This window comes from Bacillus sp. FSL K6-1218 (assembly GCF_038006445.1).
GTDB lineage: Bacteria > Bacillota > Bacilli > Bacillales > Bacillaceae_G > Bacillus_A > Bacillus_A thuringiensis_S.
Window position 1 is genome coordinate 4,853,375 of the sequence record NZ_JBBOVE010000001.1, and the last position, 25,793, is coordinate 4,879,167.

The following is a 25,793-nucleotide window of genomic DNA, read 5'->3' on the forward strand; positions in this document are numbered from 1 at the left end:
TAACATGTTAGTCGGATGCTTTTTTACTAAGATAAAACAACTCTTTCATTACTTCGCGCTCACAATCTTATAATAAGAGCGAACTGTTAAGAAGTAATATCCGATATAAATAACGCCGTATACTCCGATACTAATTAGAAGCGGAATCATAATTTCAAATGGTAGTATGTTCCCTAAACCTTTTAATGCAAACAAACTGTGTAGAATTCCGATTACTAGTGGAATTGCAAAGATAAAGCTCACTTGTTTTGCAATAGCTTTTTTCATTTCTTGTTTCGTTACACCGACTTTATGAAGGACAACGTAACGCTCACGATCTGCACTTGCTTCTGTTAGCTGTTTGAAGTAAATAATAGAACCTGTTGCTAGTAAGAATACAAGTCCTAAGAACATTCCGATGAACATCATTAGTCCAGTTGCTTCAAGTCCCATATGGAAACCAGTATAGAAGTCTCTAAATGGTGGTGCCATTTCTGATTCACTAGCTGGCATCACTTTTGTTAATTTTTCTGTTAATACTTTACTGTTTCTTTCATCTTTTACATCAATATTTTTTACAACACGTGTTCCAAATGCTTGCTTCGCCTGTTCATACATTTCATCTGAAACGACAACAACTAATTCACCTAAGTTCGTAATTGCATTATTATTTGCACCTTGGATCGTCAATGTCTTCGTTTCATTTCCAATTTGGAATACCGCTTTATTTCCTTTATATTCAGGGCTAAACTCATACCCTTCCATATAAGAACTATCATATATAAATGCTTCGCCAGTAGCTATATTCACTGTTTCCGCATCGATTTTTTTCGCAAGTTTGTTGAATTCAGATTGAGATATAAATTGATATTTCTCTGAGATACTGTAGTTCATATTAAAGATGAAATCGACTTTAGCTCCTTCAAACTTTCCTTTTACAGGAACCATCTCAACTTCAAATTGATCTTTTACAGGGTGATTCTCTTTCTCTTCAGCAAAAATCGCATTTACTTTCTTATCTAGTTCTGCATCTTTCTTCTCATAAGAGTAGCTGTATGGTGCAACTGCTTTTGATTGTGTAAATGTGTTGTAATACATCGTAACTGACGTACCAACCGCCGTTAATGTTACTGCACTTAAAATAGAAATTGTCGCAAGTGACTTTGCATTTCCTTTAATACGATATAGTAACTGTGACGTCGTTATCATATTCATACCGTTATAAAACGATGATTTATTATTTCTTGCACGTTTCAATACGAATACTGTAAAGAACATAAATAGTAAATACGTACCTAATACTGTCGCAAGTAATATATAAAGTGCGACTGCCATAAAGTTTGCATACATAACTGCCTTCATAAACATTAACGCTAAGAAATAACCTGAGCCGATTAAGAAAACTGAAATTAACGCCATAATTACGGATCCTTTTGGCATTGCTTCTCCTTCACGCTCTGCGCGGAAAAGTTCAATTAACTTAAAGCGATAAATTAAACGATACCCTTGAAGTGATGTATATAAAATAATCACAAAGAAAATAATTGCTGTATCAATAATCGCAGCCATCGGTACTTCAAAATGAACGTTTAAATTTAATCCCATCATATTTACTAATAACTCAAGGAATAATTTTGAAAGGACACTACCGATCGCAATCCCGATTACTAATGACATTAATCCCATTAACATATTTTCATAAAAGAGCATTTTACCAATTTGTCTTTTCCGAATACCTAGTAACGAATATAAGCCAACTTCTTTTTTACGTTTACGTGTAAAGAATCCGTTCGAATATATAATAAACACTGCTACGAAAATGATAAGCATCACACTTGAAACTTGAAATGCACCACTAATCTTTTTAGAAGCTTCTGCTGCTTTTTCCATTTGTGAATTATATTGCAGTGCTTTAAATGTAAAGTAAATTACAATACTAAATATCATTGATGCAAAATATACAAAGTAGTCTTTAAAGTTCCGCTGTATGTTGCGGAGGGCAATGCTAGATAAGGTCATCAGCCATACCTCCAGAAATAGAAGACATTACGTCAACGACTTTTTGGAAGAACTGTTTACGCGTTGATTCACCGCGGTGCAATTCTTTATATAGTTCACCATCTTTAATGAAAATAACTCGTTTACAATAACTCGCCGCAAATGCATCATGCGTTACCATTAAAATTGTTGAGTTATCATATTCATTTAATGACTTCATACTTTCAAGTAAATCTGTTGCAGATTTAGAATCAAGCGCTCCAGTTGGCTCGTCTCCGAAAATCATACTTGGATTCGTAACAATTGCACGTGATGCTGCGCAGCGCTGCTTCTGTCCACCTGACACTTGATATGGGAACTGACTTAAAATATGATCAATACCAAATTTCTTTGAGATTTCAAGAACGCGGCGATCAATCTCACTCGCTTTCACCTTTGATAACGCAAGTGGTAAAGCAATATTCTCTTTCACTGTTAACGTATCTAATAAGTTATAATCTTGGAAAATGAAACCTAAATGATCGCGGCGGAATAATGCTAACTTATCATCATTCATCTTCACAATATCTTTTCCATCAATTAAAATTTCACCGTTCGTCGCATTATCAATTGTAGAAAGAACATTTAGTAAAGTCGTCTTACCAGAACCAGAAGGTCCCATAATTCCAACGAATTCACCTTCTTTTACTTGTAAGTTAATACCTTTTAACGCTGCAAATTTATTACCACCCGTGTCATACACTTTTTCGATATTTTTTGCTTCTAACACTGTTTTCATCTCGACATCCCTCATTTCTTCTATTCTCTATTTTCAACTATATACACTCTCTACTCTTGCCACTATCGATGTTTCTTACACAAACATGACAGTTATGTAAGGCACATAAGTAAAGACATCAAAAAGTTAACATAATGAATTAAAGTACTTTGCTACTATAACATTGGGATATCATACCATCCATTCATTCTCCTTACAGGAACATTACAATTTTGTAAGGTAAAAAATGCACCTACAAAGTTGTGCACGAAATGTCGGATGGGGTTATTTCGTTCCTGTTATTCTATGTACAGAGGAGGTCATAATATGGATTCACTTAAAAATATGAATACTGCAATGCACTATATTGAAGGTAACCTTACGAATGAAATTGATTTTAAAGAAGTTGCGAGGCTAGCTCTCTGTTCTGAGTATCACTTTAAAAGAATGTTTTCGTTTTTAGCAGGCATATCACTATCTGATTATATTCGCTGTAGACGTCTTACTCTCGCTGCCTTTGAACTAAAAAACAGCAATGTAAAAGTCATTGATGTCGCTATAAAATATGGCTACAACTCACCAGATTCATTCGCTCGTGCATTTCAAAACTTGCACGGTATAACACCTTCAGAGGCCCGAAATAGTAGCCATTCTTTGAAGGCTTATTCACCAATGACCTTCCAGTTATCCATTCAAGGAGGAAATGAAATGAATTATCGAATTGAAGAAAAAGACCCCTTTCGAATTATAGGTATTACAAAACGAGTACCAATCGTTTTTAACGGTGTAAATGAAGAAATTGCTTCTATGTGGAAAAGTTTAAACCCAGAGTCTATTCAAACATTAAAGTCCCTTTCAAACATTGAACCTACTGGAATTATTAGTGCTTCCACTAATTTTTCTGAAGGAAGAATGGAGGAAAAAGGCGAACTCGATCACTATATTGGAGTAGCCACAACAAAGGATTGTCCAGAGCAATTCGCGCAACTTGAAGTCGCAGCTTCAACATGGGCTATATTTGAAGCTGTCGGTCCATTTCCTGATGCATTACAAAATGTATGGGGACGTATTTATTCTGAATGGTTCCCTTCTTCGAACTATGAACTAGCGGAAGGACCGGAGATATTGTGGAATGAACAGAAAGATATATCTTCTCCAAACTTTAAAAGTGAAATTTGGATACCGGTTTTGAAGAAGTGATAACAAAAGGAAAAGAGCTAAGCATTGTGCCTAGCTCTTTTTACATATTTGCTTACTCGTAAAAGTGTATATATTTCATCAGTTCTTCAATTCCTTTAAATTGGAGTAATAGTTGATTGTTCAAGTTTTCTAAAGCCAACTGAAAGGAACGTTCAATTTTTCCATAGTGTAATGTTTCTAAATCATCTAGCAAGCTTTTCATATTTTCTATATAATACACGGTTTTTCTCAAACTGCTTATAACCAGTATTTTACGCAGTTCAGATATTGGAAACATTCTATAACCGTTTTCTTTATTTCTTTCTGAGTGGACTAACCCTTCATGTTCCCAATGACGGATAGCCGAAGTATTTACGCCTGCTATGTTTGCAGCCTCTCCAATGCTCATGCGTTCATTTAACTCTACATTTTTATATTTAGTAAAATCAGCATTTCGAATCATGTTTAGTATTTCTTCTACTCGTTTTTTCTCCACCTGAATATTGAATTGCTGTTCATTAATTAACCAAAGTGCTTCTTCAAACTTTACGTTTTTAATCATCCTCATAACTTTATAAACAATAGGTATATCATATCCTTTTAATAATGCTCTAATGGTAATAAATGCTTGAAAGTGTATCGATGTATAAAACCGGTGATTACTTTCCGTTCTTGGCACAACAGGAATGAGATTTTGTTCTTCATATCTTCTCAAAGTTGTTGTGCTAACATTTAAGACATTCGCAATTTGTTTAGGACTATATGTCTTCATTTATTAACTCCTTTTTAAAGTAAAACCTTCAAGTGCTACATTAACATATTTCAAATAAAATCCTTATATATACGAGAAAAAAATCATAAATCCGGAAGATTGCATGAATGTTATATGATTTTAGTATAAACAATTTAGGAGTGATAGAAATGGAGAAAATCATAAAACTTACGGACGAATCAGTATTAAAGGTTGGTTTGGTTGGAAATCCAAAATTTAGAACAATCATGCTCCCAGTTGCTAAAGAATCTGTATATGGGCAAGATGCTGAAACTTTAAAGTTGTGGGGAGTAGATCCTGAATTTGGAAAACATTTTATTGATGGACTCATAGATAAGTTTCAGATTTTATATTTTGACTACGAAGGCCATCGTTTGCAACATCCAAATCCAGAGAATCTCACACCTGAAAATATAGTAAAAGACCTATTAACAATTGCTGACGAAATGAATATTAATAAGTTTAGTTATTATGGTTACTCTTGGTTAGCTTTAGCCGGATTACAATTAGCCATTCGAACGGATAGATTAGACAGTATAATCATGGGCGGGTTTCCACCAATAGATGGTCCATATAAAGAAATGATGGTAGTAACAAATAAAACATACGAGCAAGCTGTGAATAATCACAATTCTCCTGTTATTGATCAAGCACATATTAATCCTGAAAAAATTGATTGGGATAACATACAGATAAAGATCGACATGAGTCAAACTAAACAGTTTGTTACAATGTACGAGAATTTGATGGAGTTTGATGATCAAGACATCCAACATAAACTAATCATTCCGAGATTAGCGTTTTCTGGGGAAAAAGACACTATTGTTTACGGTGAAAATTTTGGCAATGTAGTAGTTGATATTATTGGTATACTTCAAAAAAACAAACAAAAGTTAGAACATCTTGGATGGGATATAGAAATCTTAAGAGGAAATGATATGGATCACACTAAAGCTATGCAACCTATAACAGTTCTGTCATTGATAAAGCCTTGGTTAATTAAAAATTTGAATATAACTTATTAAATATAGTAATTTGAATAACCTAAAAACAAAGCTGCTCTTCCCTAAAAGGAAAAGCAGCTTTATTTACATTTTCAACTCTTCTTTATAAATACTATATGACTTTATTGTTGATACGATAATGCATATTAATATGATTCCAATCCCTATAAAAATATTAAATGGATCTGGAAGCAAAGCCCCGGCATATATACAAAGTGAACCTATTACAAATACCCTCGAAGCAAATCTATGTGTTTTCCTCCAAACTACAGGATTTTCTAATGTCCAGTCCATTCGAATGCCTACTAACCCGTTTGGCTTCGTTTGTTGCATGTAATTACCTAGTACAAGAAACAATGTTCCAAGTCCAAAATTAAATGCAATTGAGCCCGATGCAATATAATTAGACGCTGCTAATAGCGCAAATAAGTTACAACCGAATCCTATTAAAAGAATTGCATAATGGACTGCGGAAAGGACTTTAGCATGCTGTTTATACTTATCTTTCGTTACGTCAATATACCCAAGAGCTAGCCATATCAAATACAGCAACATCATGCTACCTATTGAAACAGAACTTGCTTCTACTTTAGAAAAATATCCATCTACTACTCCTGCCGCATTATAATGACGTGGAATTTGTTCTGGTAAATGTGGCCATACAATATACCATCCAATTACAATGCCAATAATTAAACTCCATGGTAATACGTGTCTTTTCATCCTCTCTCCCCCATAATTTTTTATTAAGCCCCTATTTCTTTTTTATAAGCAATATATGAATATCCCATCGTGAGCCCTACTGCACCGATAATAATTCCACCCATTACGAAAGATTTCCACGTTACTGGTGCAAAAACACTTAGAATCATAATAATTCCTAATACAACAAACACCTTTCCGCTAAAGCGATGCGTCTTTCTCCATACTTCTTCGTTACTTAACGTCCACGGTGTTTTTATACCTACAAAATAATTTGGTTTACATTGTGGTAAATAGTTTCCGATGACTATAAATAAAATACCAACTAATAATTCAGGCACGCGATTAATGAATAAATTGTATCCTAATCCACTTGTGATAATATCTATATTTCCTACAAATAGTAGCAGTAGTATCCCGTTATTTATCATCATAAAAGCTTTAGAAAACTTCTCGTAGTTTGCTTTCTTTGGATCAATCTTTGGTAACAGGTTGAGAAAAATATATAAAACAATCATAATTCCAACCATAGAAAGCATTCCATACAATTTAGAAGAATACCCATCTACCTTACCACCGCTCCAATGCGTTGCAATTGTATCCGGCAAATGTGGCCAAGCAAACGCCCAAGCTAAACAAATTATAACGATTAATAAGATTGCAAAAAGATGTTTTTTCATTTCCCCTCTTCCCCCTTATTCGTAAATGTAAACACCCAAGTCAACAAATCTTGAAAGACCGTTGTGTTTAAAGAGTACACAACGAATTGCCCTTTCTTTTCATCTTGAATAAGTTCAGCATTTTTAAGTGCGTTTAAGTGGTGTGAAATACTTGGTTTTGTCATATTGAAATGTTCAGCAATCTCACCAGCGGTTAGATCACCTTCTTTTAATAAGTCTAAAATTTTTCGCCTTGTTGGATCTGCTAATGCTTTGAATGCTTGATTCAATGTCTTTCTTCCTTTCGATAATTAGACATTTAGATATTTATCTAAATATTAAACCGATTACCGTTATTTGTCAATTGTATCCAGCGCCCTTTTTACTTTTCTCACTTTTAACCTATACTGTTTACTAGCTTATCTTTCAACATAATGAAAAGACTTGAAACACATGATACACTATAGCTACAATTGTTTTTCTGAGGAGGAATATACATATGTATAAAATTTTAATCGTTGAAGACGATCCAAATATTTCATCATTACTGCAATCTCACATTCAGAAGTACGGTTATGAGGCTGTGGTAGCGGAGAATTTCGATGATATTATGGAATCGTTTAACGCAGTGAAACCCCATCTTGTTTTACTTGATGTAAACTTACCGAAATTCGATGGTTTCTACTGGTGCCGTCAAATTCGTCATGAATCTACTTGTCCAATTATTTTCATTTCAGCGCGTGCTGGTGAGATGGAACAAATTATGGCAATTGAAAGCGGTGCGGATGATTACATTACAAAACCATTCCACTACGACGTTGTGATGGCGAAAATTAAAGGACAATTACGCCGTATTTACGGTGATTATGCACCAAATATTTCAGAACGTATCGTTGAAGTAGAAGGATTAAAACTATTCCCTGAACGTCCAGAAATTCATTTTGGATCTGAACAAGTTCTTTTAACAAAGAAAGAGGCAATTTTAGCAGAAATGTTATTATCTAAATTTCCTCGTACAGCGAGCCGTGAAGATTTATTAGCTGCGCTTTGGGATGACGAAAGTTTCGTTGAGGAAAATACATTAAACGTAAACATTACACGTCTTCGTAAAAAGTTTAATGAGCTTGGCATTGAGAACTCTATTGAAACAGTACGTGGACTTGGATATCGCTTTAACGCAACTTGGAGTGAATAAGCATGAAGTTATTTTTACGTGATCATTTTGCATTTTTCCTACTGTACGTATTAAACTTCGGTATCATTTTCGTTCTTTATGATGCAGTAGATGGATTTCAAAATAATAAATTTTACTTCGTCGTTTTAAGCCTATACTTATTTATTTGTTTCCTCGCTTACCGTTACGTTCGCAATCGTAGAATGTACCATAGATTAAGTGAGCAACCAGAAAAAATGGAAGATGCATTTATTGAAAGAGCAACTGCTCCGATGCCTCACGGTGTCAATGAACTCGTGCGTACGCAGTACCGCCTCTTCCAAAAAGAACTACAATCGTATGAAGTAAAACAACAAGAACATCAATTATTTATTAACCATTGGGTACATCAAATGAAGACACCTGTTTCTGTTATGCAGCTTATGGTGCTAGAAATGGAAGACGAGCATTTAATTCCAAAGTTTAAAAAAGAATTAGAGCGTCTAAACCAAGGGCTTGATATGGCTTTATACATGGCTAGGTTAAATAACTTCCATGAAGATTTCCATGTTGAGACAATTTCATTAAAAGATACGGTAACAAAAAATATTAACGGATTAAAAGAACTATTCATTCGTAATGGTGTCTTCCCTGTTTTAGAAGTCCATTCTGATTTAAAAGTTGCTTCTGATGCGAAATGGCTAAAATTTATCATCTATCAGTTAATGACAAATGCAGTTCGTTACTCTGGTGAACGCGGAAAGAAAGTATTCTTATCTGCTTATCGAAACGGAAAAGATATTATTTTAGAAGTTCGTGATGAAGGTGTTGGTATTCCGCAAGAAGATATTCGAAGAGTATTTGAACCGTTTTACACTGGGAAAAACGGTCGCGCATTCGGAGAATCTACTGGTATGGGCCTTTATATTGTAAGTAAAATTTGTGATTATTTAGGTCACTCTGTCAAACTAGATTCTGAAGTTGGTAAAGGAACGACGATTAAAATCATCTTCCACAACGCTGCAAATAATCAAGCAGAACATACGGAGAAGGTGACCGAAGCATGATCGTAACATATGCAAGCAAAATGTATGAGAACTCACTCTCATACATTTTTTGCAATACAACTACTTCTATATCTTCTAGCCGGAGGTATAATCTATGACATTTTGGCAATTTGCATTTAAAAACGTCACGCGCAACTCAAGAGCTTATTTTGCTTACTTTGTAAGTAGCTCCTTTTCCATTGCTGTGTTCTTTTCGTTTGCTGTTTACTTATTCCATCCGAAATTACAAAACTTTGACATGACTTCTGAAATTTCAGGATTAATGATATTTTCAGAAGTAGTAATTGTATTTTTCTCTTTCTTCTTTTTACTATATTCCATTGGTACTTTTTTAAAAGTTAGAAAAAAACAATTTGGTGTTTTGACCATTTTAGGAATATCGAGAAAACAATTACATCGTCTTGTTTTTATGGAGAATATGTTAATCGGGATTTTATCTATATTTTTCGGCATGCAGTTTGGAGTTGTTTTTTCTCAATTTTTCTTATTAGTAACATCCAAACTTACGCATGTTCCAGGAATATATTTATACGGTCCTACTAACGCGTTTATTTTAACAACCATTGTTTTCCTTAGTCTTTTTATCATTGTATCTGCATTCACACCAATGCTTATTCGTACAAAAAAAGCGGTACACCTTTTAAAAACAAATGGTGGAAAACAAAAAGAAAGAAAACCATCCATACTTGTTTCATTATTTGGTGCGATTTGTTTATTTGGTGGTTATGCGTTAGCTGGAAATCCTAAATATTTCGTATCAGTAAGCCCGCAAATCGGTGTTATATATATGGTTTCAAGTATTTTCGTTATCCCAATGCTTGTTACAATCGGAACATATTTCTTCTTTTCACAAATTAGTTTCTTACTGATTTATATTTTAAAGAAAAGAAGGAAGTTTTATATGAAACGGATTAATATGCTTTGGATTTCGGATTTAGCGAGCCGTATTCGAACGAATATTAATATGCTTTTTATTGTAGCAATGCTATCTACAATTGCTTTCACAATGATTACGTTTCTATATGGATTCGGGAAATTTATTAAGCTAGAAGTTAATAGAACTTCTCCTTTTCCAATTTCTTATTTTTCTTATGATGCGAACCCTTTTGTTACAGAGCATTTAAATTGGCTTGAGCAACAATTACAAAAAGAGCATTTCCCTTATCAAAAAATAAAAGCTGATATATATGAAACACCACTAAAAGAAGATAAAGATATAGCTATTTATAATGACGTATACGCAATTAAGCAAAGTGACTATAACAAACTTGCAGATTCTTTACGAATGAAACAACTATTTATGGATGATAACGAAGCATATGTGCTAACAGGGACATCTTATATCACCATATTCAACGAATTTGAGCAAAGCTACAAAAGAGATTACATTACACTCTCTAGTACAAATACGAAATTACGAGTAAAAGGCTATGAGCATGTAAACGCAATCCCATCTGACTTTTCATATCAAACGATAGTGTTGCCTGATATTATCGTAAATAACTTACCTAACACCGTAAAACATATATCAGCATACAATTACAAAATTCAAAACTGGGAACAGACATATGAAATTGCTGATAATTTTATAGAAAAAGTGCAAAAAGATCGAAATAAATCCCAGTATGAAGGACCTCTTATTCGTTCCTTTGAATCAGCAGGTTCGTTATACAAAATAACATCAGGCAGTGCTGCATTTTTCCTAATTGGGACATTTTTAGGAGTTATTTTCTTCATTGGAGCTGGTAGCGTTCTTTACTTTAGAATGTATACGGATTTGACGAACGAACAAGAGAAATATATAACGATTTCTAAAATCGGTGTAACAGATACAGAGATGAAACGATCTGCAACCATTCAACTTAGTATTTTATTTTTCATTCCGTACATTATGGCATCCATTCATACAATGTTCGCAACAAAAATGCTACAAGATGTAATTGGTTTATCTCTGTTCAAAGAAGTTTCAGCCGTTCTTATTATTTTTGGATTCGTTGAAATCGTATTTTTCTTATTCATTCGTTCACTTTATATGCAAAAATTATCACAGTATACGAATGGTTAACATATTAAAAAAGTTATCACATGAGAAGGTGGGATCTCATCCCTCCTTTTTCATGCTCATCCCAATAGGAGGTTCAGGTGAATGACATTTTGGCAGTTTGCCTTTAAAAACGTGACGCGGAACGCCAGAGCTTATTTTGCCTATTTTGTAAGCAGTGCGTTCTCCATTGCAATCTTTTTCTCATTTGCAGTTTATTTATTCCATCCGAAATTGCATATGACAGACGTGAATTATGCTCTGAACATATTAATGACAATTTCAGAAGTTGTCATTGTGTTCTTTTCATTTTTCTTTTTACTGTATTCAATCGGGACGTTTTTAAAAGTACGAAAAAAACAGTTCGGGATTTTAACAGTACTTGGCATATCTCAAAAACAATTAAAACGACTCATATTTATAGAAAATATGTTAATTGGTGCTCTTTCTATATTTTTTGGTATTCAACTTGGAGTTGTCTTTTCACAGTTCTTTTTATTAGTTACCGCCAAAATTACACACGTACCTGGTTTATATTTATATCCGCCTACAAGTGCTATCGTTTTAACTATCATCATCTTTCTTGGGCTCTTCATTCTCGTATCATCTTTTACACCGATGCTCATTCGTACGAGAAAAGCCGTACGTCTTTTAAAAGAAGGAACAAAACAAAAAGAAAGAAAAGCATCCGTTCTCATCTCTCTATTTGGTGCGACCTGTTTAATATGTGGATATGCGTTAGCCGCAAATCCACTGTATTTTATGTCGCTTGGTGACATAATTGGGCTTTTATATGCCGTCTCTAGTATATTTGTCATCCCATCGCTTATTGCAGCTGGAACATACTTTTTCTTTTCACAAATTAGTTTTTTACTTCTTCGTATTTTAAAAATGCGAAGAACGTTTTATATGAAACGAATTAATATGCTTTGGATTTCTGATCTAGCATCACGTATTCGTACGAATATTAATATGCTCTTTATTGTGGCGATGCTATCGACGCTCGCTTTTACAATGATTACATTCTTATATGGATTCGGGAAATTTACAAAGTTTGATGCGATTAGACAAAACCCTTTCCCGTTTACTTATTTATCGCATACTGAAAATACGTTAGCTGATGAACATTTAAACTGGTTAGAGCAGAAATTTAATGAAGAGCACTTTACTTATACAAAATTTAAAACAGATATATATGAAGTATCTTCAGCTGAAGATAACACGCAGCTCTATTATGCCATTAAACAAAGTGACTATAATGTACTTGCTAAGGCTTTAAATTGGGAAACGCTCACGGTAAATAAGAATGAATCTTATATTCTTATGAAAGACTTAGATGATCAAGTTATTGGAACGCTTCATAATAAAGAACAGAAAAATACACTTACACTTACTCAAAACAATTTACAACTACAAGTGAAAGAATACAAAAGCTATAGCCCATTCCCAAACAGCTTAATATACCAATTACTCATACTATCTGATGAAAATGTAGAAGCCTTATCCACCGTTTCCAAACAAATGAGTGTATATAACTTCAAAGTTACAGATTGGGAAAAAGCACATAATATCGGTTCATCGTTTATCACAAAAATTGACACCGATAATGCAGCAATTCAAGCAGAGCATCCACCTTTCCATGCAAGTGAAGCGAGCGATTCTCTATATAAGACAAAACTAAATGTCGCTTCGTTCTTCTTAATTGGTACTTTCCTAGGAGTTATTTTCTTTATCGGTGCTGGCAGTGTTCTTTACTTCCGGATGTATACAGATTTAACAAGTGAGCAAGAAAAATATATAACGATTACAAAAATAGGCTTAACTGAGACTGAAATGAAACGTTCAGCGACAATTCAGCTTGCGATTCTTTTCTTCGTACCTTACATTATGGCATCAATCCATACGATGTTTGCGACAAAGATGCTACAAGAAATATTACATCTCTCGTTCTTCGCTGAAATTACAGTCGTACTGTTGATTTTTGGAACAGTTGAAATTTTATTTTTCCTTTTAATTCGTTCCTTTTATATGCAAAAATTATCACAACACATTAAGTTTTAGAGAATAGAAAGGTGATTATTATGGAAGAAGTATTACACATAAAAAACGTCTCAAAAGTGTATGAGGGAAAAGTACCTCATACCGCTTTAAAAAATATAAATTTACACGTAGATAAAGGTGAATTTGTTGCTATCATGGGGCCATCTGGTAGCGGTAAATCTACGTTTTTAAACGTTATTTCTACAATTGATTCCCCTACTTCTGGTGATGTCGTGATTAACGGAAAAAAACCGCACACATTTCGTAGAGAGAAGTTAGCCATTTTCCGTCGCCAAGAGTTAGGATTTGTTTTCCAAAATTTTAATCTACTAGATACACTAACAATTGGTGAAAATATCGTACTGCCTTTAACGTTAGATAATGTTCCGTTAAAAGAAATGGACGAAAAGCTTGATAACATTTCAAAAAAGCTTGGAATCGATCATATTTTGGACAAACGTATTTTTGAAGTTTCTGGAGGACAAGCACAGCGTACTGCAGTTGCACGTGCTGTTATCCATCACCCCTCACTTCTACTTGCTGATGAACCAACAGGGAACTTAGATTCAAAAGCGGCAATTGACGTAATGGAGCTATTTACGAAATTAAATAAAGAAGAAGATGCAACGATTTTAATGGTTACGCACGATCCGTTTGCCGCAAGTTATTGTAACCGCGTCATTTTCATTAAAGATGGCGAACTTTACAACGAACTGCACCGCGGGCTATATCGCGAGAAATTTTATCAGGAAATATTAGATGTTCTAGCGTTATTAGGAGGAAGACGTGGATGACATTTTGGCAATTTGCATTTAAAAATGTCTCGCGTAATTCTAAAGCATATTTCGCTTATTTTGTAAGTAGTGCTTTTTCTATCATGGTTTTCTTTTCATTTACTGTATACGCGTATCACCCGCGGTTACAAAGTGTACAAAGTTTCCAAGAACGTGATCCTCTAATGAACTTAGCTAGTACAGCACAGCTTGTGATTGTTATGTTCTCGTTCTTCTTTCTCTTATATTCAATTGGAACATTTTTAAATGTACGGAAGCAACAATTCGGGATACTCACAATTCTCGGTATCTCACAGAGACAATTAAAAAGACTGTTATTTACTGAAAATATGATAATCGGGATATTGTCTATCTTTATCGGCATTCAAGGTGGCCTTGTATTTTCTAACTTTTTCTTATTAGTCACTTCGAAATTAACAAATGCCAAAGGTCTCTATTTATATTGGCCAACAGAAGCGATTATCGTTACAACCGTAACGTTTATCATTTTATTTTTAATCGTTTCTACGTTTACACCAATGTTTATTCGTACTCGAAAAACAGCCCACCTCATTAAAGGGAACAAGAAAATGCCAGCTGAAAAAAGACCATCTATACTCATCTCTTTATTCGCTTTAATTTGTTTAGGGCTATGCTATTATATCGCTGGTTATCCACGAGGCTACGTAACGGAAAAAAATGTGCAAAATGGATCTGTCTTTTTTATTATGTTATCTATTTTACCGCTCGTAGTAGTCGGGACATATTTATTCTTTTCACAAACATTTCTTCTTTTTATCTATATTTTAAAGAAGCGTAGAAAGTTTTATTTGAAACAAATAAATATGTTATGGATTTCGGACTTAGTTGCTCGTACCCGTAGTAATATTAACGTACTCTTTATCGTTTCTATGCTATCTGCACTTGCATTTACAATTATTATTGGGTTATTCGCCGCTAATAACAATACGAAGGCATCAGTACTAGAGCGATATCCCGTCCCCTTCACTTATACATCAGAAGGTGACAATTCCCTTGAACAAAAGCATATTTCTACAATTGAAACGGAGCTTACAACTAGTAATTTTCAGTACAAAAAATATAAGTTTACAGTCTTAAAAGATACAGCTTCAAAAGAAGATATTATGCTTATGAAGATGAGCGATTATAACGCAATCGCCCAACAATTGAAAAGACCGGAAATAACAATCGATTCTACAGAAGTGTATATTATTTCTCGCCACTCACCAGAACTTCTCGATCTCGTATCTAATCCATTTGCAAAGCAAAATACGATTACACTCGGATCTAATAAAAAAGAATTTCATATTAAAGGGTTTATTAATAAGGGAATAGAACCATCCTTTGCATTCCCACATTTAGCTGTCGTACAAGATTATGTATTTGATAATATGATTCCTCATATTGAAACAACCGTAATCTATAACTACTTCGTAGAAAACTGGGAAAATGCAATAGTTCCAACCAGAAATATGTTACGCGTTATTAGTGGTGATGCACGTGAGTTCTACGAAAAGCATACAGAAGAGAAAGCTCAAGTTCCTTTCTTCATACATACGGCTACGGATGAACTCATTTACGGTAAAGGAAATGCAGTTGCTCAATTCTTTATTTGGGCATTTCTTGGTTTTATCTTCTTTATCGGTGCGGCTAGTGTCTTATATTTCCGTATGTATAATGACTTAACAACTGAAAGACAAAAGTATATTACGATTACAAAGCTTGGCTTAACTGAATTAGAAATGTTTCGCTCTGCAACCATTCAATTAGGAATTTTATTTTTTGTTCCTTACATCGTTGCTGGTGTTCACACGTTATTTGCGGTTAAGTTTTTACAAAGCATGTTTTCTTTCTCCTTACTAAAAGAGACATGTATCGTACTCACCTTTTTCGGGATTATCGAGATTATTTTCTTCTTCTTAATCCGTTCTCTGTACATTAATAAATTATCACAGCATATAAAAATATGAATAAAATGGCCTTGTGCGTATTGCACAAGGCCATTTTCAATAGTTTTTAATAATTAGCAGCAATATCCACCATAGCCGCCGCCGTAACCGCCATAACCACCATAGCCACAACCGCCGCCTCCGCCGAAGCAGCTAGCACCGATGATAATTAATAAAATAAACAATACGATTAGAAGCGCAAAACCGCCTCCGCATCCACGTCTACGGTCGCAATCATCATGTCTGTGTTCACACTTTTCGCTCATTACCCTATTCCTCCTTTAGTATCATTCATAACAAGTTCCTCTTGTTCTAAATGAGGGGATTCCATTTATATTATGTTTTCAGGGCGAATAGGAAGCTTGGCTTACCTAAAAACGGGCTTGTTTTAGAAATTGGGCTTAATCAAAAAAAAAGATACCTATTTAGGTATCTTTTAAAGAAACATATTTAACAAAAGGGCAAAACCGAATGCAATAAATGATAACAATGTCTCCAGCACCGTCCACGTTTTAAACGTTTCCTTCACCGTCAAACCTAAATACTCTTTTACAAGCCAGAAACCAGCATCATTTACGTGAGAAAACATTAACGAACCTGCACCGGTTGCAATAACGAGAAGCTCTAAATTCACACCAGACATGTGCTGAATAACTGGTGAAACAATCCCTGCCGCTGTCGTTAATGCTACTGTAGCTGAACCTGTTGCAATTCGAATTAATCCAGCTACCATGAAAGCTAATACAATTGGTGATAACGATATATGTTCTGCCATTTGTGCAATAGCTGTTCCAACGCCGCTTTCAATTAATATTTGTTTAAATCCACCGCCTGCACCAATTATTAAAATAATAGAACCGACAGGCAATAAACTTTCATCTGTTAATTTTTTAATCATCTTTTTATTAATACCTTGTTTGATACCGAGTAAGTAAAATGCTGCGAAACATGAAATAAGTAAGGCGATTACTGGACTTCCTATAAACACAAAAAATTCAGTCAACTTTTTCGGTAATGAAATATATGGTGCAACTACTGATAAAATCATCAATACAACTGGTAATAAAATAATAAAGAATGAAACTTTACGACTTGGCAAATCAGTTGATACTGTCGTAACTCGAACAAGCTCCGGTTCATTTTCAGGTATAACCCTCTTATGTACCCACTTTGCAAATATTGGGCCTGCTATAATAGCCGTTGGTAATGCGATAAGTAATGAATATAAAAGCACCTTTCCTAAGTTCGCGTTATAAATACCAATTGCAGTCATGGCCCCTGGATGCGGAGGTACTAGCCCATGTACGATAGATAATCCCGCAATAACAGGTAAAGCAATTAATAATATGTTTTGCTTCGTTGTTTTTCGAATTGAAATAACAAGTGGTAATAAAATGACAATCCCTACTTCAAAAAAGACGGGAATCCCTATAACAAAACCTGCAAATAACATAGCCCAAGGTAATTTTTTTACGCCGAAAAATCGAATAAAGAAATCTGCAACTTGCATGCCTGCCCCTGAATCAGACATCATTTTCCCTAAGATAGTTCCAAGTGCCAAAATACCAACTAAATGCCCTAGTACACTACCAACACCAGTTTCATAGGCAGTCACTATTTTCGTTAAATTCAGTCCAGACATAATAGCTAAAAATAAACTCGCAACTGTTAAACTAATAAATGCATGCCATTTCCACCATGATACCCCTAAAATAACAATTGCGATTGCAAGTAACGTGACGATTAATAAGTATATATCCATCTCTCATTCCCCTTACTTTTACCCCTTATTTGTGGACAGTAAACACCTTATTGGTGCGGGATTAAAGTTTCACTTTATAAAAAAAGAGAGCGAATACCCTCCTTTTATACGTCATAATTCACTACATAATGCTGCATTTCTGTATTGTAGTAGCCTTCGCTATATTCAATTACTTCGCCAACTTCATCGTAAGAATAGCGCATACGCTTTAATAACGCTGTCCCCTCTTTTTCGCCTAACGCTTCTGCAACAAAACTAGGCGCGAGTCCAACTGCGAATTCATCTCTGAAGTTTTCTAAATGTATACCTCGGTCCTCAACTAAATCGTAAAGCGATTGTAAATCAAAGTCCGATAAATCTGTACTTGCCATGTGTGCTGAGAAATAGTGCGTATAATGAATGTACGGTGCATCATTTAACGTATATAAACGTTCGATACGAAAACTCTCCTTACCGAATAATCGAAATGGTACCGTTCCTTCTTCATTATGAACGATTTCTGCTTTCAGCAATTTCTTCTGTACTTTATATCCTTCTTCCACTAACACTTCTGTAAATTTCTTACCCTTTGACAACTTTGTCGCAGAAGTATTACGGATGACTTTCGTTCCTTTACCACTTTTCTTTTCCAAGTATCCTTCTTGAGCGAGCTCTTTAATGGCATTTCGTACTGTAATCTTACTAACTTTGAACTCTTCCTCTAATTGCGGTTCTGAAGGAATATTCGTATGAATCGCATATACACCATGCAATATTCGATCACGAATAATATTTTTTATTTGTAAATATAATGGTCCTTTTTTTCTCGTTACGTTCACTGTTACACCCACTACCTTTCTACATCACCTACTGATGCCGTCATTGTCCGAAGTATATCTTTCTCTGATGACATTGGCGTATCACCGACGATTGTATGTGCTAGCATTCCAGCTGCTGACGCAAATGAAACAGCTTTCTCTGGTGCGAACTCTTTTATCTCGCCATGAATAATTCCGCTCGTATAAGCATCTCCAGCACCTATTCTATCATATACAGAAAACGTAAGTGTTTTTGCAAAAGTGAACGCACCATCTTTACATATAAACCCGCGAAGCGAATGTGTATTATCACTGTTAATAGAGCGATGAGTACCAGCGATTGTAGCGATATGATACGTTTCAGCTACCTTTGGAATAAGATCAACAAGTTGCGCCTCTCGCTCCGTTTCTTCGGTTTTCATTCCTAAAACAAACATTGCATCTTTTTCGTTCATCATAACGATATCAGCAAGTCCCAGCATTTCTTCATAATGCGGTTTCGCCTGCTCATATCCGTCTTCTCCCCAAAGAGATGGACGATAATTGCAATCAAAAACGACGGTTCCTCCGTTTTCTTTAACTGCTCTCGCTAAAGACTTCATATGATGGCGCACCGTATCATTCATCGCAAGTGTAATACCGCAAAAATGAACGATATCAATTTCCTTAGCAATTTCTTCAAATTGGTACATCTCTTCAGACGCCGTATTGAAGCTACTTTCTAATCGATTCGAATACGTAACGCGGCTTGCACGTGCACCGAATCCATTTTCTAAAAAATACATACCTACATATTTACCGCCTCTTGAAACAAGAGACGTTTGAATCCCTAACTTTTGAATGTAAGATAAAGCTGCATCTCCGACCGAATTTTCCGGTAAAGTTGAAATAAGAAGCCCTTCATGCCCTAAGTGAGAAAGTGCCGCTGCAACGTTCACACCTGTACCTGAAAATGAGTAATTTAACGTGTTAGCTTGCGACAACAATTCATATCCAGGTACTTGCAGGCGCATCATTACTTCGCCGAATGCTGCAATTTTCTTACGCATATTGATCAACTAGCTTCTTCACTACCGCTAATAACTCACGAACATCTTCTGTTTTCGTATTACCAGTTTCTTTATCAATAATAGAAGAGTACACGTGCGGGATAACTTGCTCTACATTTGCCTCTAATGCGATACGTACAATTGTTTCAAAGTTTTCTTTATCAATTCCGCCTGTTGGCTCTAATGCAAAGCCTTCTTCCGCACATGCTTTCGCAACTGCGCGATATTCTTCTTCATGCGCTAATCCTTTCATTGGGAAGTATTTCAATGAATTTCCGCCCATATCACGTACAAGTGCGATTGCTGTTTTAATTGGAACGATTGCTTTTTCTTCTCCAGCTGCACTAATTGGACCAGTAGAAATATTTACGTACCCTACTTTTCCTGTTGGTGATACTAAACTATTAATCCAGCTATCTTTTCCGCCAAGGTTTGCACGTGTCGCTCCAACTGAAGGGAACACTTGGTTAATATGACTACCAGGATAATGCTTCGCAATTTCAGCTACAACTGCCGCTTGACGATTATCTCCTGCTCCTAGTCCGATTGATACAGCGTCATCAATTTCTTTTCCGTATGCTTTCATTGCAGTTACTGCTTCTTCTACTGTTGGATAGTCTTTTGATAACACTCCCACTACTACATAACCTTCTGCCGCTTCAAAAATGTCTTTTGCATTTCGGATATTGTTTGCTAATACATTTAATGCTACACGGCCTTTATAAAAACGTTTTTGAATGTTTGTCATTTTAGTTTCCCCCTACGATTTCTCTCATTTTTTCTTCAATTACATGTATGTCATCACCTTGAAGTGGACGTGGGTCAATGTCAAAGAATCCTTGTCTTACTCCATAATCACGTGTGTAAATTGCGATTTCCCCTTCGCGTAATGCTGTTACAACGTCTTTTGCTGATTTATTTAACTCTTTCTCGTTAATATGAATACGCGCTCTAAAGATTGCTCTTCCTGCTTCATCTTGAACGATCGTTACATTTACACCATTTAATTCTTTTAGCGGCATAAGTACTTGTAATAACTCTTTTTCTTGCTGGCTCTCATCTTCTTTTACTCCGTACTCATCAAGCGCTTGAAGTAAACCGAAAGTCGTTTCTTTCCCAACTTTCATACTTCTTCCAATGCAATGTAATTGCACTTTCAGCCACTCGATATATTTTCGTTTACCGCCAACAATACCAGAAGTAGGTCCTTCAATTGCCTTTGAACCGCTATAAATGGCAAGGTCTGAATACTTTACATACTTTTGAATATCCTCTTCAGCTGCCGCATCGACGATAAGTGGTACGTTATTTCGCTGCGCAACTTCCCATGCTTCTTCAACAGAAATCATATTTTTTTGCACGGCATGATGGGATTTCACATATAGAATCGCTGCTGTATTTTCACCAATCGCATCTTCAATATGCTCTACTTTCCCTTCATTTGCGTAACCCACTTCAACAAGCTTACCGCCGCCTAAATAAATCATCGTTTCAACAGGAGCACCATATTGAACGTTATGACCTTTTAACATAATCACTTCGTTTTTCGCGATGACTTCTTGATGAAGTCTTTCACTTTTACGACGGTTTCCTTCTGTAACGATACCAGCGATAGAAAGTGCAATTCCGCTCGATGCTGAATTTACAACGACCGCTGCCTCTGAATCTAGAATTCTCGCAATATGGTCTCCCGCTTTATCTACTAAATCAGCAATTTCCACATAATTTTGTCCACCATATTTCATCGCATCCATAACTGTATCTGTAGGAGCGGATACACCTAAAATACTCATTCTACCGCTCGCATTAATCACTCTTTTTAATCCGTACTTAGCATTCAATGAATGACCCATTGATTACAACCCCTTTCGTATCAATTCTTCTTTCAGCAATGCGCTGATCCCCTTCTGAATCAATTAACGTAACCTTCTCATCTTTCACCGTAAATAAAGTTAAGTTTGCAATATCGCCTTCTTGAATACGGCCAAGCTCTGGTTTTTTCAGCCACTCTGCCGCATGTTTCGTCACCGCATCAATTACTTCTTCTAGCGGATACCCTAAGTAAAGGAATTTCGAAAGAACGTGAGCCATACTATACACTGGACCGTGTATACGATTCTTCCGGTAAATGTCTGTACTAATTGTATTAAAGGCAATACCGTGACGCTTCGCCGCTTCTGCTACTTTAAAAGAAAAACTAGCATTACCGTGACCAACATCTAAATGAACACCGCGCTTCACTGCATCTAATAACACAGATAGCGGTTTGCCTTCTTCATCAAATAAATTATTTTCTTTCCCGTTTAAATAATGTGTAATGACATCATCTTTTTCTAAAAGAGGTACAACTTCCTCTATGCGAGGAGGTGCTGAACCGATATGTACCATAATTGGTAATGATGTTTTATGGGATAAAGAGCGTGCAACATGAAGCGGTTCAATTCCACTATCACAAACGACACTTTTACTCATTCTCGCCTTTAACCCAACGATTACATCTTTATACTTTTCTACTGCTTCTATTACTTTCTCTTTATCTATCCATTCCATTTTGGATAATTCATCAATTCGTTTCAAACCGATGCGAGAAATATTTAAAAAGGCAAATAAATTCGTTTTTGCCTGCTCTCTACTTTGTACTAAATCTGCAATGCGATCAGCACCGCAACTACCCGCATCAACAATCGTCGTTACCCCTTGCTTAACGCCAATTTCATCCACCTCATCGCCATACGGATCAAATTCTGGAAAAGCGTGAACGTGCAAATCAATCCAGCCACTCGATACGTAAGTACCAGAGTAATCAAGAACCTTTCCACCTTCGCCAGCACCAGCTTTCGTCACTTGTGCGATTTTATTATTTTCAATTACAATGTCAATCTCTTCCCCGTTCACACGTTTTACATTACGTAGTACGAATCGTTCTGTCATTGTATTTCCACCCTTTTCTATAAGAAGCCATAAGAATACGCTTACATTAAAGTTTCATTTTTATATCTCTTTCACACGTTTAGCGTAACACAAAAAAAGGGTGAAGTAAATATAACGTTATAATGTTTAAAAGTAAATAAAAAGATGCTCCTCCAAAATGTTGATAGTATAGGAAATTATATCAACGATTCGACAAGGAATATCGATTTACCGACAAAAAACGTCAATTTCTTTCTTATATAAGAAAAGGCTGTCCCAAATGGCACAGCCTTTTTCTCTATTCCTGAACCGTCACAATAACCCCATCCATATTGTTCCCGGAAATTTCATACTGCTTATTTGCTGGAACATTCACTTTCATATTCCCAGAAACTTTATAATAAGAAACAGTATATTTCTTACCTTCTACTTCAGTTGAAATCTCTTTTTCCTCTTTTAAAAACTCTAAATATTCCTCTAGTGTGAAATTCTTTTTTTGCATAATCGCACTATGAGGTAATCCGACATAACGTATATGCCACGGCTCATATTGAATGCCTGTAATATGACTTTTATTTTTCGGATAACGTAATACAAAGCCATGCTTCCATACGTTCTCTTCAATCCATTTTCCTTCAGGCGCTTTCTCCATTTTCTTTTGAGTAGACCCAATGTCCAGTGATAATCCTAAATTATGTTCACTGTATCCTGCTGGAAGTGCATAATCAGATCCCATTTTTTCATATAGCTGTTTTTGCTCTTGGAAATCTCTATAGCCACTACTAATCAAAAAATGGTTAACACTTTCTTTGCCAGCCGCATCGACAACGTTCAAAAACTTTTTCATAACATCCTTTGATGAACGAAGATTTCTATCAAATATTACATAGCCTCTCACTAATTCACTATTATGATTTACATTTATAATATCAGACCTAATACTATCTTTTTTTACTGGATAATCCCTGTTAACTAATAATAAATCGCCCTTATAAATTTGTTCCTTCGTAATCTCTTTCCCCTCGGTGTTTGCCGCCTTTACTAGCTCATCTTTTCCGACAATTTTAACATCGATTCCCTTTTGAAATAACGGTGATATATAAACGCCTACACATACTGTGCATGCTATAAAAAAAGAAATAAATACCCACTTTTTCATTTCTAGTTCCTCCTTAACGTAACTTACGTATAGAATAGAAAAAACTATTAAAATAAAAAGTGGGGTAAAGTTTAAATTTTTATTAAATTGTTACATTCTCGTCTTTTGGCAATCGTACTTCAAATATCGTTCTAACTACATTGCTCTCAGCAGAAATCGTACCGTTATGTTGCTCGACAATATTTTTCGCAATAAATAGTCCAAGGCCTGTCCCGCCACGGTTCTCAGTTCTTGCTTTATCACCTGTATAGAACATATCAAAAAGATACGGTAAATCTTCTTCCGGGATGCTATCTCCGTAATTCATAATTTGTACGACAACTTCTCCATTATCAACATACCCATTCATATCAACAAATTGTCCATCATACCCGTAACGAACGGCATTTGTTAACAAGTTTTCAAATACTCTAGCTAACAATTTTCCATCACCGTGCATCGGTAAATGAGGAGCCACGTTCAATCTAGCTTCTAAATGATGTTTTTCTAATAACGGATACAATTCCTCCTCTAACTGTATAAGCAACTCACTTATATCAATCGGCTTTTTATCCAGCTTTAGCATGCCATAATTCATACGTGTAATTTCAAATAGCTCATCAATTAAACTTTCCAGTCTTTGCGATTTTGTATATGCAATTGTGGAGAAATGTTTAATTTGTTCTTTTGTTAAATTTTCATCTTTAAGAATTAAATCTAAATATCCTAACACGGATGTTAATGGTGTTCTTAAATCATGAGCTAAATTCACAACAAGCTGATCTTTACTACTTTCTGCAAAGTCTCCTCTTTCCACAGCTTCTTTTAACTTTTCACTCGCAACATTTATTTCGCGCGCGATATTTCCAAACTCATCATTTGATGAAACTTGAACTTTATTCGTAAAATTACCGTTCGCAAGATGATGAATCCCATTAGAAATTTCATCAAAGTATTTTAAATACGGTTTTGTCAAAAAGAAGAAAAAGATAACAGATAACGGAATAAAGAAAATTAAAAAGAAGTTAATGTCTCCAAATTCCCTTACCATTGACCTAAATTGCGCTAAAGGCTCTTCGTAGCGAACCATTGTTTTATAATACAGCTGCAATCCTTTATAAATTATATAAGTTACAGTTGCTGCAAGCACCATACTTAACGCAAATAAGGCAATCATTTTAAATCGAAAACTTTTCATCATATTAGCCATTGAAAGTATAACCTACTCCCCATACTGTTTTTATTAATTTATCCTTTCTTTTATCTTCTCCAAGTTTCTTCCGCAAAGTACGAATATGTACCATTACTGTATTTCCACCTTCATAATAATCGTCTGCCCATACGTGCTGAAAAATATTTTCCACATTGTACACTTTCTTCGGATGACTCGCTAATAAATATAAAATATCGAACTCTTTCGGCGTTAATTCAATTTGCTCACCATACACATCAACCGTCCTGCGCTCGGGATTAATTACGACTCCGCCTATTTCTAAAGCAGATTTGCTCTCCGCTACTTTCGGTTGATTTAACGTAAAAAACCTACGCAGTTGTGCATTTACACGTGCAACTAATTCTATTGGTGTGAAAGGCTTCGTCATATAATCATCCGCACCTAGTACAAGACCTGTCACCTTATCAAAGTCCGAAGTTTTCGCGCTTAAAAAAATAATCGGCATATGATGTTTCGCGCGAATTTGACGCGTCACCTCATAACCATCCATTTTCGGCATCATAATATCTAAAACTACCAAGTCGATTGGCTGCGTTTCAATAATATGAACCGCCTCTTCCCCATCCGCTGCTTTCACAACATGGTACCCTTCTTTTTCTAAATGTATCTCAATTAAGTCAGCAATTTCCGCCTCATCATCAGCTATTAAAATTGAAATGCGCTTCATTTTACTCCCCCTTTTTCATTCCATTTTTATACGCTAGATTGTAAACTAGTCTATCCAATTTGTACAATACGAAAAGGCTACTCGTTAAAGTAACCTTGGTAAATAAAATTATATCAGCGATTTTTCAATTATATCGACCGTA

General features: G+C 35.3%; 24 protein-coding genes. 8 read left to right on the plus strand and 16 right to left on the minus strand.

All coding sequences use genetic code 11. The annotated features are described in order from the left end of the window. Positions 1-48 precede the first annotated feature (48 nt). The gene (locus MHI26_RS24870) at positions 49-1,998 is read right to left on the minus strand and encodes an ABC transporter permease (RefSeq protein ID WP_061667103.1); all 1,950 of its coding nucleotides are present in this window, start codon (positions 1,996-1,998) and stop codon (positions 49-51) included. Further along, positions 1,985-2,755 carry an ABC transporter ATP-binding protein gene (locus tag MHI26_RS24875; protein ID WP_000859656.1) on the minus strand — a complete coding sequence of 257 codons (771 nt, stop codon included), beginning with the start codon at positions 2,753-2,755 and terminating at the stop codon, positions 1,985-1,987. Before MHI26_RS24875 ends, MHI26_RS24870 begins: the two co-directional genes overlap by 14 nt. A 306-nt stretch (positions 2,756-3,061) precedes the next feature. Between MHI26_RS24875 and MHI26_RS24880 the strand changes: the two genes are divergently transcribed. After that, positions 3,062-3,934 (plus strand): AraC family transcriptional regulator, encoded by an 873-nt coding sequence (locus tag MHI26_RS24880; protein WP_061667102.1) that lies wholly within the window; start codon positions 3,062-3,064, stop codon positions 3,932-3,934. 52 nt (positions 3,935-3,986) lie between these two features. Here the strand turns inward: MHI26_RS24880 and MHI26_RS24885 are convergent, their stop codons facing one another. Next, positions 3,987-4,685 carry a MerR family DNA-binding transcriptional regulator gene (locus tag MHI26_RS24885; RefSeq protein WP_061667101.1) on the minus strand — a complete coding sequence of 233 codons (699 nt, stop codon included), beginning with the start codon at positions 4,683-4,685 and terminating at the stop codon, positions 3,987-3,989. A 149-nt stretch (positions 4,686-4,834) separates the two neighbouring features. Between MHI26_RS24885 and MHI26_RS24890 the strand changes: the two genes are divergently transcribed. Continuing rightward, positions 4,835-5,710: an alpha/beta fold hydrolase gene (locus MHI26_RS24890; protein WP_000411236.1), complete on the plus strand. Its 876-nt coding sequence runs from the start codon at positions 4,835-4,837 to the stop codon at positions 5,708-5,710. A 63-nt stretch (positions 5,711-5,773) separates the two neighbouring features. Here MHI26_RS24890 and MHI26_RS24895 read toward each other — a convergent pair whose 3' ends face one another. Genes MHI26_RS24895 through MHI26_RS24905 form a run of 3 tightly spaced genes read right to left on the minus strand, consistent with a single transcriptional unit; the run spans position 5,774 to position 7,340 of the window. Next, a complete protein-coding gene (locus tag MHI26_RS24895) occupies positions 5,774-6,412 on the minus strand; it encodes an SdpI family protein (RefSeq protein WP_000820679.1) in 639 nt (212 codons plus the stop codon). Positions 6,413-6,435: 23 nt separating this feature from the next. Further along, positions 6,436-7,071, minus strand: coding sequence for an SdpI family protein (locus MHI26_RS24900; RefSeq protein WP_061667100.1), 636 nt, complete (start codon positions 7,069-7,071; stop codon positions 6,436-6,438). Continuing rightward, positions 7,068-7,340 carry an autorepressor SdpR family transcription factor gene (locus tag MHI26_RS24905; RefSeq protein ID WP_001070526.1) on the minus strand — a complete coding sequence of 91 codons (273 nt, stop codon included), beginning with the start codon at positions 7,338-7,340 and terminating at the stop codon, positions 7,068-7,070. The genes MHI26_RS24900 and MHI26_RS24905 overlap by 4 nt, the downstream gene beginning before the upstream one ends. A gap of 209 nt (positions 7,341-7,549) precedes the next feature. On the opposite strand from MHI26_RS24905, the gene MHI26_RS24910 reads away from it, so the two are divergent. The 6 genes from MHI26_RS24910 (at position 7,550) to MHI26_RS24935 (ending at position 16,115) form a co-directional block, all read left to right on the plus strand. Continuing rightward, on the plus strand, positions 7,550-8,245 hold the full coding sequence (locus MHI26_RS24910) for a response regulator transcription factor (RefSeq protein WP_000276738.1): 696 nt from the start codon (positions 7,550-7,552) through the stop codon (positions 8,243-8,245). Positions 8,246-8,247: 2 nt separating this feature from the next. Further along, positions 8,248-9,270, plus strand: a complete 1,023-nt coding sequence (locus MHI26_RS24915; protein ID WP_000765341.1) for a sensor histidine kinase — start codon at positions 8,248-8,250, stop codon at positions 9,268-9,270. A gap of 94 nt (positions 9,271-9,364) precedes the next feature. Continuing rightward, on the plus strand, positions 9,365-11,335 hold the full coding sequence (locus tag MHI26_RS24920; RefSeq protein ID WP_000145060.1) for an ABC transporter permease: 1,971 nt from the start codon (positions 9,365-9,367) through the stop codon (positions 11,333-11,335). An 81-nt stretch (positions 11,336-11,416) separates the two neighbouring features. After that, entirely contained in the window at positions 11,417-13,372 is a 1,956-nt protein-coding gene (locus MHI26_RS24925) for an FtsX-like permease family protein (RefSeq protein ID WP_061667099.1), read from the plus strand. Positions 13,373-13,392: 20 nt separating this feature from the next. Next, the gene (locus MHI26_RS24930) at positions 13,393-14,145 is read left to right on the plus strand and encodes an ABC transporter ATP-binding protein (RefSeq protein WP_000393250.1); all 753 of its coding nucleotides are present in this window, start codon (positions 13,393-13,395) and stop codon (positions 14,143-14,145) included. Then, positions 14,142-16,115 (plus strand): FtsX-like permease family protein, encoded by a 1,974-nt coding sequence (locus tag MHI26_RS24935; RefSeq protein WP_000144948.1) that lies wholly within the window; start codon positions 14,142-14,144, stop codon positions 16,113-16,115. The genes MHI26_RS24930 and MHI26_RS24935 overlap by 4 nt, the downstream gene beginning before the upstream one ends. 53 nt (positions 16,116-16,168) lie before the next feature. Here the strand turns inward: MHI26_RS24935 and MHI26_RS24940 are convergent, their stop codons facing one another. From MHI26_RS24940 to MHI26_RS24985, 10 genes are all read right to left on the minus strand, one after another. Beyond that, positions 16,169-16,360, minus strand: coding sequence for a YjcZ family sporulation protein (locus MHI26_RS24940; protein ID WP_001290387.1), 192 nt, complete (start codon positions 16,358-16,360; stop codon positions 16,169-16,171). A gap of 170 nt (positions 16,361-16,530) precedes the next feature. Continuing rightward, a complete protein-coding gene (gntP, locus tag MHI26_RS24945; protein ID WP_061667098.1) occupies positions 16,531-17,856 on the minus strand; it encodes a gluconate permease GntP in 1,326 nt (441 codons plus the stop codon). 104 nt (positions 17,857-17,960) lie between these two features. Next, the gene (locus MHI26_RS24950; protein WP_000539264.1) at positions 17,961-18,686 is read right to left on the minus strand and encodes a GntR family transcriptional regulator; all 726 of its coding nucleotides are present in this window, start codon (positions 18,684-18,686) and stop codon (positions 17,961-17,963) included. After that, positions 18,686-19,702 carry a sugar kinase gene (locus MHI26_RS24955; protein WP_001227502.1) on the minus strand — a complete coding sequence of 339 codons (1,017 nt, stop codon included), beginning with the start codon at positions 19,700-19,702 and terminating at the stop codon, positions 18,686-18,688. The genes MHI26_RS24950 and MHI26_RS24955 overlap by 1 nt, the downstream gene beginning before the upstream one ends. Next, positions 19,695-20,450, minus strand: a complete 756-nt coding sequence (gene dagF / locus MHI26_RS24960) for a 2-dehydro-3-deoxy-phosphogluconate aldolase (RefSeq protein WP_000181936.1) — start codon at positions 20,448-20,450, stop codon at positions 19,695-19,697. Before dagF ends, MHI26_RS24955 begins: the two co-directional genes overlap by 8 nt. Before the next feature lies 1 nt (position 20,451). Further along, complete coding sequence (locus MHI26_RS24965; RefSeq protein ID WP_000510123.1) at positions 20,452-21,555, minus strand: DgaE family pyridoxal phosphate-dependent ammonia lyase; 1,104 nt, start codon at positions 21,553-21,555, stop codon at positions 20,452-20,454. Further along, positions 21,533-22,633 carry an amidohydrolase/deacetylase family metallohydrolase gene (locus tag MHI26_RS24970; protein WP_000139963.1) on the minus strand — a complete coding sequence of 367 codons (1,101 nt, stop codon included), beginning with the start codon at positions 22,631-22,633 and terminating at the stop codon, positions 21,533-21,535. The genes MHI26_RS24965 and MHI26_RS24970 overlap by 23 nt, the downstream gene beginning before the upstream one ends. Before the next feature lie 277 nt (positions 22,634-22,910). Continuing rightward, entirely contained in the window at positions 22,911-23,771 is an 861-nt protein-coding gene (locus MHI26_RS24975) for a M15 family metallopeptidase (RefSeq protein WP_061667097.1), read from the minus strand. Positions 23,772-23,853: 82 nt separating this feature from the next. After that, on the minus strand, positions 23,854-24,960 hold the full coding sequence (locus tag MHI26_RS24980) for a sensor histidine kinase (RefSeq protein ID WP_000002608.1): 1,107 nt from the start codon (positions 24,958-24,960) through the stop codon (positions 23,854-23,856). Further along, complete coding sequence (locus MHI26_RS24985) at positions 24,953-25,651, minus strand: response regulator transcription factor (protein ID WP_000822510.1); 699 nt, start codon at positions 25,649-25,651, stop codon at positions 24,953-24,955. Before MHI26_RS24985 ends, MHI26_RS24980 begins: the two co-directional genes overlap by 8 nt. Positions 25,652-25,793 lie beyond the last annotated feature (142 nt).

What these genes read in the sequence shown, in the direction of transcription:
- MHI26_RS24870 (WP_061667103.1), bottom strand. Translation starts at nt 1,998, where the DNA reads ATGACCTTATCTAGCATTGCCCTCCGCAACATACAGCGGAACTTTAAA.
- MHI26_RS24875 (WP_000859656.1), bottom strand. Translation starts at nt 2,755, where the DNA reads ATGAAAACAGTGTTAGAAGCAAAAAATATCGAAAAAGTGTATGACACG.
- MHI26_RS24880 (WP_061667102.1), top strand. Translation starts at nt 3,062, where the DNA reads ATGGATTCACTTAAAAATATGAATACTGCAATGCACTATATTGAAGGT.
- MHI26_RS24885 (WP_061667101.1), bottom strand. Translation starts at nt 4,685, where the DNA reads ATGAAGACATATAGTCCTAAACAAATTGCGAATGTCTTAAATGTTAGC.
- MHI26_RS24890 (WP_000411236.1), top strand. Translation starts at nt 4,835, where the DNA reads ATGGAGAAAATCATAAAACTTACGGACGAATCAGTATTAAAGGTTGGT.
- MHI26_RS24895 (WP_000820679.1), bottom strand. Translation starts at nt 6,412, where the DNA reads ATGAAAAGACACGTATTACCATGGAGTTTAATTATTGGCATTGTAATT.
- MHI26_RS24900 (WP_061667100.1), bottom strand. Translation starts at nt 7,071, where the DNA reads ATGAAAAAACATCTTTTTGCAATCTTATTAATCGTTATAATTTGTTTA.
- MHI26_RS24910 (WP_000276738.1), top strand. Translation starts at nt 7,550, where the DNA reads ATGTATAAAATTTTAATCGTTGAAGACGATCCAAATATTTCATCATTA.
- MHI26_RS24915 (WP_000765341.1), top strand. Translation starts at nt 8,248, where the DNA reads ATGAAGTTATTTTTACGTGATCATTTTGCATTTTTCCTACTGTACGTA.
- MHI26_RS24920 (WP_000145060.1), top strand. Translation starts at nt 9,365, where the DNA reads ATGACATTTTGGCAATTTGCATTTAAAAACGTCACGCGCAACTCAAGA.
- MHI26_RS24925 (WP_061667099.1), top strand. Translation starts at nt 11,417, where the DNA reads ATGACATTTTGGCAGTTTGCCTTTAAAAACGTGACGCGGAACGCCAGA.
- MHI26_RS24930 (WP_000393250.1), top strand. Translation starts at nt 13,393, where the DNA reads ATGGAAGAAGTATTACACATAAAAAACGTCTCAAAAGTGTATGAGGGA.
- MHI26_RS24935 (WP_000144948.1), top strand. Translation starts at nt 14,142, where the DNA reads ATGACATTTTGGCAATTTGCATTTAAAAATGTCTCGCGTAATTCTAAA.
- MHI26_RS24940 (WP_001290387.1), bottom strand. Translation starts at nt 16,360, where the DNA reads ATGAGCGAAAAGTGTGAACACAGACATGATGATTGCGACCGTAGACGT.
- gntP (WP_061667098.1), bottom strand. Translation starts at nt 17,856, where the DNA reads ATGGATATATACTTATTAATCGTCACGTTACTTGCAATCGCAATTGTT.
- MHI26_RS24955 (WP_001227502.1), bottom strand. Translation starts at nt 19,702, where the DNA reads ATGCGTAAGAAAATTGCAGCATTCGGCGAAGTAATGATGCGCCTGCAA.
- dagF (WP_000181936.1), bottom strand. Translation starts at nt 20,450, where the DNA reads ATGACAAACATTCAAAAACGTTTTTATAAAGGCCGTGTAGCATTAAAT.
- MHI26_RS24965 (WP_000510123.1), bottom strand. Translation starts at nt 21,555, where the DNA reads ATGGGTCATTCATTGAATGCTAAGTACGGATTAAAAAGAGTGATTAAT.
- MHI26_RS24970 (WP_000139963.1), bottom strand. Translation starts at nt 22,633, where the DNA reads ATGACAGAACGATTCGTACTACGTAATGTAAAACGTGTGAACGGGGAA.
- MHI26_RS24975 (WP_061667097.1), bottom strand. Translation starts at nt 23,771, where the DNA reads ATGAAAAAGTGGGTATTTATTTCTTTTTTTATAGCATGCACAGTATGT.
- MHI26_RS24980 (WP_000002608.1), bottom strand. Translation starts at nt 24,960, where the DNA reads ATGGCTAATATGATGAAAAGTTTTCGATTTAAAATGATTGCCTTATTT.
- MHI26_RS24985 (WP_000822510.1), bottom strand. Translation starts at nt 25,651, where the DNA reads ATGAAGCGCATTTCAATTTTAATAGCTGATGATGAGGCGGAAATTGCT.